We start from the raw sequence: 5,725 nt of genomic DNA on the forward strand, positions 1-5,725 counted from the left end.
CCCGCCTCCACCGCCCTCCCGCCACCACCCCAAAACTGTCAGAGCCCCTCCCTAAACTCCCTCCATGAACGACACACCCCTCGAAACCGCCCCCATCATCCTCGACCGCCGCCTCCACCTCGGCGACACGGAATACCAGGTCACGGTCTTCCCAACCGACGACCGCCGCCTAGACCTGTGCATAGTGAGCAGCGACAGCGACGGCCACGTCATAAGCGAGATAAGCGGCGGCATCACCCCCGCCGACCTCTCCACCCTGACCGAGGTCCTCACCTCCACCCTCGCCGGCCTGATCGCCATGACCCGCCAACCAGCAGCCGGCGTCCCACCGGCCCCCACCCCAGCCGAAACCCCCGACCACCCCGCCGACCGCGACCATCCCACCCGCCGCGACCACCGTGACCGCCCACCCAACCAGGGCACCCGCTGGACCACAGAAGACGACACCCGTCTCCTGACCAGCTTCCGCACCGGCACCACCCCCAACGACCTGGCCACCGCCTTCGGCCGCACCCCCTCCGGCATCCGCGCCCGCCTAGAACACCTCGGCGAACTCCCTCCCAGCGGCCGCTGGCCCTCCACCCACGCCACCCCTCCCGCTGTCCCTCCCACTCCCACTCCCACCTCCACTCCCACCGCCACCCCAGACGGCACCCCCTAATGACCGCCACACCCCGCGGGCCGGCCCCCCACCGGCCCGCACCCCACTCCCGCCTCTCCAGCCCCACCGCTCCCCGCAACACCGCCGCCGGGGTGGGCAGGCGCACACAGTGACGAGTTGCGGCTTCACCCCCGCCGCCCACAGCGTGGGTAGGCGCACACATTGGAGTTGCGTGTGCCCTGACACACCCCCTGACGTGGGTAAACGCGCACACAACCTCAACGTGCGCGCCTGCCCACGCTCCCGCGCCGCAGCCAGAGGCGCGACCCGGCGCGGGGCCACGCGAGGCGCGAGGCGACGCGAAGTGAGGCGCGGCGCGGACGGCGCGGCCGCCAGGCGGCGCGGGCAGCGCGGCCGCCAGGCGGCGCGGGCAGCGCGGCGCGAAGGGAGGCAGCGCGGCGCGAAGGGAGGCGCGGCGCCACGCGTGGCGCGGGCGGCGCGGCGCGAAGTGAGGCGACGCGGGACGCGGCGTGGCGCGGGCGGCGCGGCGCGAAGTGAGGCGACGCGGGACGCGGCGTGGCGCGGGGGTAGAGCGGAACGCGCGCTCAAGAAATGCGCACCTTTGCGCGGCGTCCAACACGGCGGGTAGGCATCAAGATCGAGCGGCGACGAGTCACGGGTAGGACGAGTCACGGGCAGGACGAGTCACGGGCACGAAGTGTCCGGGCTCGAATCCCACCGACTGAGAGCGACGATCCCGCCACGCGCAACCACGACACCGCGGGGTTCCCGGGGGCTCGGCCCCCGGGGCAGGCATGACGCGCGGCCCCGGTCCGCGCTTTTTGCGGACAGGAGGCCCCGACGCGCGTGGGCGCGGCAGGTTTCGAACCTGCGACCCCTCGCTTGTAAGGCGAGTGCTCTCCCACTGAGCTACGCGCCCGGCTCGGCTAAGCCGGAATGGTCATCGTACCCTGCCGGGGATCAGGACTTGAGGGCGGCGAGTGCTGCCCGCCAGGCTGCCTGGTTGCGGGCTTCGCCGGGGCCGTTCATCTCGGCGTAGCGGGTGATGCCGAAGCTGTCGATGAGGAATGTGCCTCGGTTGGCGATGCCGGTGTCGTGGTTGAAGACGTCGTAGGCCTGGGCGACGGCCCCGTGTGGCCAGAAGTCGGCGAGCAGCGGGAAGTCGAAGCCTTCCTGCTGGGCCCACACCTTGTGGCTGTAGATGGAGTCCACGCTGACGGTGAGGACTTGGACGTCGTCGTTGGCGTACGCGGGCAGGTTCTCCTGGATCTCGGTCAGTTCGCCGTGGCAGCGGCGGCTGAACGCGAGGGGGTAGAAGACGAGCAGGACCGCTTTGCGAGCGCGGAAGTCGGTGAGGCGTACCTCTTGGTTGTTCTGGTCCTTGAGGGTGAAGTCGGGCGCCGGCACGCCAACGGAGATCGGCATCCGCTCAGCTTAAGCCTGGGCGGACGCCGACCTCGGCGAGGTGGCAGTGAGAGTTACTTCTTCTTGGCGGCGCCCCGAGGGGTGACCAGGCGTGCCCCTGTCCAGTCCTTGCCGGCGTTCACCGTCGAGGTCTGCTGCAGGCCTGCGGTGGGCGCCGCCTCGCTGATCTCGCTCGGCTCGACGTGTCCGTCGCGGCCGGCCTTGGGGGTCAGCAGCCACACCACGCCTTGGTCGGCGAGAGGGCCTAGGGCGTCGGTCAAGATTTCAAAGAGGTCGTCGTCGCCGTCGCGGTACCACAGCAGCACTGCGTCGACCACCTCGTCGGTGTCCTCGTCGACCAGCTCTCCGACGCGTTCGGTCAGGGCCTCACGGAGATCCTCATCGACGTCTTCGTCGTATCCCATCTCCATGACCACCATGCTCGGCTCGAAGCCGAACCGGTCCGCCAGGCTGCGTACGCCGTCGGCCTGACCCGCGGTCGCGCTCACTGTCCAAATCCTCCTAGCCGTAAAATCCACCGGAACATGGGGGTAGTCCACACATTCCGGAGCCGGTGCGCAAGTGGCGCACCGAGTGTGTGGCAATTTACCGCGCCAGCAGGGCGTGGGCACCCTGTGTGATGGCATCCTCTCCTACGAGAACCTGCTGGGCGGCGGGACCGAGTGGAACGGGGACGTCGGCGGCCGCCACGCGGCGTGCGGATCCGACGAAGGCCCCGTCCACCAGGGCCGCCAGGACGCCCTCGCCGACCCCGCCGGAGCGCCGGGTCTCGTCGACGATCAGCACCCGGCCGGTCGCTGTGGCCTCTCGGACCAGGTCAGCGGTGGGTAACGGATTGAGCCAGCGTAGATCGACCACTCGGGAACCGTACCCTTCGGCGGCGAGTTGGGCAGCGACACGGAGCGACATTCGGACGCCGTTGCCGTACGTGACGATGGTCAGATCCTGGGCGGTGCCCAGGCCGTAGACGCGGGCCCGGCCGATCGGCACGTGCCCGCCGGCCCACGCGTCGGGCGCCAAATAGGGCGCCAGCCACTCACTGTCGCCTTGTTGATAGAGGTCCCTCGTCTGATAGAGGGCGACCGGCTCCAGGAAGACGCAGACGCTGCCGTCCAGGTCGGCGGCGGCCAGGCAGGAGCGGAGCATCGGCGCGGCGTCGTCGGGACGGGAGGGCACGGCGACCACCAGGCCGGGGATGTCGCGCAGTGCGGCGACCGAGTTGTCGTTGGCGGTGTGCCCGCCGAGCCCGAACGGCTGGGCGAGGGCGGGAACCCGCAGCACCATCGGGTTACGGTAGGCCGCGGCGGAGAGGAACGACATCATCGCCGCCTCGCCGCGCAGCTGGGCGCCGGCGTCGTGCAGGTCGGCCAGGCCGTCGAGCTCGGCGACCGGCAGCCGCCCGGCCAGCCCGGCGCCGAGCGCGAGACCGAGGATCGTGGTCGCGTCGGGCAGGCTGTCGAAGACCCGGTCCCCACCGCGCTCGCGCAGGCCGGTGGTGACGCCGTGCGGCCCGCCGTGCACCAGCCCGGGCCCGAGGAGCAGCAGGCCGGGACGGGCGGCCAGAGCGTCGGTGAGGGTGGCGTTGACGGTCTGGGCGAGGGTCATCGGGCCGGCCTGCTCGGGCAGGCTGCCGCCGAAGATCTCCCGGCGGGCGGCCGCCGCGGGCCCGGCGGCCCGGTCGCCCGCCTCGGCGACGGCGTGGGCGACCCGCAGGGGCCGGCGGGGTGCCAGGGAGGCGACGATCTCGCCGATCGAGGCCAGTTTCGGCTCGCCGAGGACCTCCTCGGCGGCTTTGCGGACCTGCCAGCCCACCTCGTCGTAGCGGGTGATCACCTCGTCCGGGCCGAGGATGCCGGACTCCACGAGCAGGCGGGCGGTGCCGATCAGCGGGTCACGGCCGGGGTCGGGCCCGGCGTCGGGCTCACCGGGCTGGGCGAGCAGGTGGATGGTCGACAGGTGCAGCAGGGCGGGGCGGCGTTCCCGCCGCACGTATTCGGCTGCCCCGGCCGCCGCGTCGAACGCCGCCGCCAGGTCGCAGCCGTCGGCGAAGGAATACCGCAGGCCGGGGCGCCCGCGCAGGGCCGTGGCCGTCCAGCTGTCCGGGTCGGCACTGTCCGGGCCGTTGTCCTCGCAGACCAGCAGCAGCGGCAGCGGGCCGCCGGACCGGTCATACCACCCGGCCGCGTGCAGGGCGGCGGCCGCGGCGGGCCGGGCGGACCCGGCGTCGCCGAAGGAGGCGGTGACGATCGCGTCGCCCGGCCAGACACCGGCGCCGGCCGGGGTGAGCGCGCGGGCCAGGCCGACCGCCCTGGGCAGGTGCGCGGCCGGCGTGGACACCGCGGGGACGAGATGCAGCTCCGAGTTGCCGAAGACCTTGTCGCGCCCGCCGGTGATCGGGTCACGGACGGAGGCGACGACACCGCGGAGCACGTCGCGGGCGGCCTCCTCCAGGCGGCGCACCGGGTCGCCGCCGACGTCGTCCGGGCGCTGGACAGCCCGTACGCAATAAAAGGCCGCCGAACGCTGATGCAGCAACGCCGGGTCGTCGCCGCGCAACGCCGCGGCGACCGCGGCATTGCCCTCGTGCCCGGCCGATCCGACGGTGTGGAAACCCTCGTTGAAGCTGCGCAGCCAGCGTGCGGCGAGGTCGAGGTGGCGGGCGGTCAGCTGGGCGTCGAAGAGCTCGCGGGCGCGGGTGCCGGTCAGCGTGCTGCCGTCGCGGACCGGATCGCCGGGGGCACGGCTGGAATCCGGTGGTCGCAGGGCCGAGACCGCATCGCGGAAACGCTCGTCGAGGTTTTGCGGGGTGGTCACGCGATTCAGCATCGCCGACCGGTGCGAACCCTGCCAGTGCAGAAATGTCATCAAGCGGATCGATGTGCCTGCACGGGCCGCGACCCGGTGGTGTACTCAGGACATGATCATGAGGTGGGCCGCCGCGCGACTGGCGATCTCCCTGTGCTGGCTGGCCGGGACCGCCGCCCTCTTTCTCCTGCTCGATCTATATACATGAGGTCATGCGCACCGAATTGATCACCGTGCGGACCGGCGGCAGTCCCGTGGTCCGCGACATCACCCGCGAGGCCGAACAGTTCGTCGCGTCCGAGAAGGACGGCCTGCTGCACGTCTTCGTCCCACACGCGACGGCCGGGCTGGCGATCATCGAGACCGGAGCCGGTTCCGACGACGACCTGCTGACCGCCATCAACGAGCTGCTGCCCGCCGAGGACAAGTGGCGGCACCGGCACGGCTCGCACGGCCACGGACGCGATCATGTCCTGCCGGCGTGGATCCCGCCGTACGCGAGCCTGCCGGTGATCGGCGGCCGGATCGCGCTGGGCACCTGGCAGTCGATCTGCCTGGTGGACCCCAACGGCGACAACCCCACCCGTCAGGTGCGTTTCTCGTTCCTGGCCGGGTGAGCCACAAGAAGTTACTGGTCAGTACGTGTGTCGCGCATCGCTGAGACACCCGGTCGGCGTGACGAGGCCCACCGGAAGGGGGCAGGATGGAAGCCTATTCCGCGCGATTCGCCACCTAGGGTCGCCCGGAGCCCGACACTCACACCAAGAGGATTGCCTGTGGCCACGGAGCGCAAGCGCCCGGTGATCAGTGATGGCCTGCCGAGCCAGCTTCCCGACATCGACCCTGAAGAGACCAACGAATGGGTCGAGTCGC

5 protein-coding genes and 1 tRNA gene are annotated in these 5,725 nt (G+C 71.6%); 2 read left to right on the forward strand and 4 right to left on the reverse strand.

All coding sequences use genetic code 11. The features are described 5' to 3' along the window. The first annotated feature begins 64 nt into the window (after positions 1 to 64). On the forward strand, positions 65 to 661 hold the full coding sequence (locus tag ACFQV6_RS43990; RefSeq protein WP_378033699.1) for a hypothetical protein: 597 nt from the start codon (positions 65 to 67) through the stop codon (positions 659 to 661). An 808-nt stretch (positions 662 to 1,469) separates the two neighbouring features. On the opposite strand, the gene ACFQV6_RS43995 is transcribed toward ACFQV6_RS43990, so the two are convergent. The 4 genes from ACFQV6_RS43995 to ACFQV6_RS44010 form a co-directional block, all read right to left on the reverse strand. Beyond that, positions 1,470 to 1,541 (reverse strand) — tRNA-Val (locus ACFQV6_RS43995). A gap of 41 nt (positions 1,542 to 1,582) precedes the next feature. Further along, positions 1,583 to 2,047 carry a peroxiredoxin gene (locus tag ACFQV6_RS44000; RefSeq protein ID WP_378033700.1) on the reverse strand — a complete coding sequence of 155 codons (465 nt, stop codon included), beginning with the start codon at positions 2,045 to 2,047 and terminating at the stop codon, positions 1,583 to 1,585. Positions 2,048 to 2,100: 53 nt separating this feature from the next. Further along, positions 2,101 to 2,535, reverse strand: a complete 435-nt coding sequence (locus ACFQV6_RS44005; RefSeq protein ID WP_378033701.1) for a DUF3052 domain-containing protein — start codon at positions 2,533 to 2,535, stop codon at positions 2,101 to 2,103. A gap of 97 nt (positions 2,536 to 2,632) precedes the next feature. After that, a complete protein-coding gene (locus ACFQV6_RS44010; RefSeq protein ID WP_378033703.1) occupies positions 2,633 to 4,873 on the reverse strand; it encodes a transketolase C-terminal domain-containing protein in 2,241 nt (746 codons plus the stop codon). Between the two features lie 191 nt (positions 4,874 to 5,064). Between ACFQV6_RS44010 and ACFQV6_RS44015 the strand changes: the two genes are divergently transcribed. Continuing rightward, positions 5,065 to 5,469 (forward strand): YjbQ family protein, encoded by a 405-nt coding sequence (locus ACFQV6_RS44015; RefSeq protein ID WP_378033702.1) that lies wholly within the window; start codon positions 5,065 to 5,067, stop codon positions 5,467 to 5,469. Positions 5,470 to 5,725 lie beyond the last annotated feature (256 nt).

The sequence above is a fragment of the Actinoplanes sp. GCM10030250 genome, from assembly GCF_042666575.1.
Lineage (GTDB): Bacteria > Actinomycetota > Actinomycetes > Mycobacteriales > Micromonosporaceae > Actinoplanes.

Excerpts from the sequence above, each read along its gene's own strand:
- ACFQV6_RS43990 (WP_378033699.1), top strand. The coding sequence starts at position 65 with ATGAACGACACACCCCTCGAAACCGCCCCCATCATCCTCGACCGCCGC.
- ACFQV6_RS44000 (WP_378033700.1), bottom strand. The coding sequence starts at position 2,047 with ATGCCGATCTCCGTTGGCGTGCCGGCGCCCGACTTCACCCTCAAGGAC.
- ACFQV6_RS44010 (WP_378033703.1), bottom strand. The coding sequence starts at position 4,873 with ATGCTGAATCGCGTGACCACCCCGCAAAACCTCGACGAGCGTTTCCGC.
- ACFQV6_RS44015 (WP_378033702.1), top strand. The coding sequence starts at position 5,065 with ATGCGCACCGAATTGATCACCGTGCGGACCGGCGGCAGTCCCGTGGTC.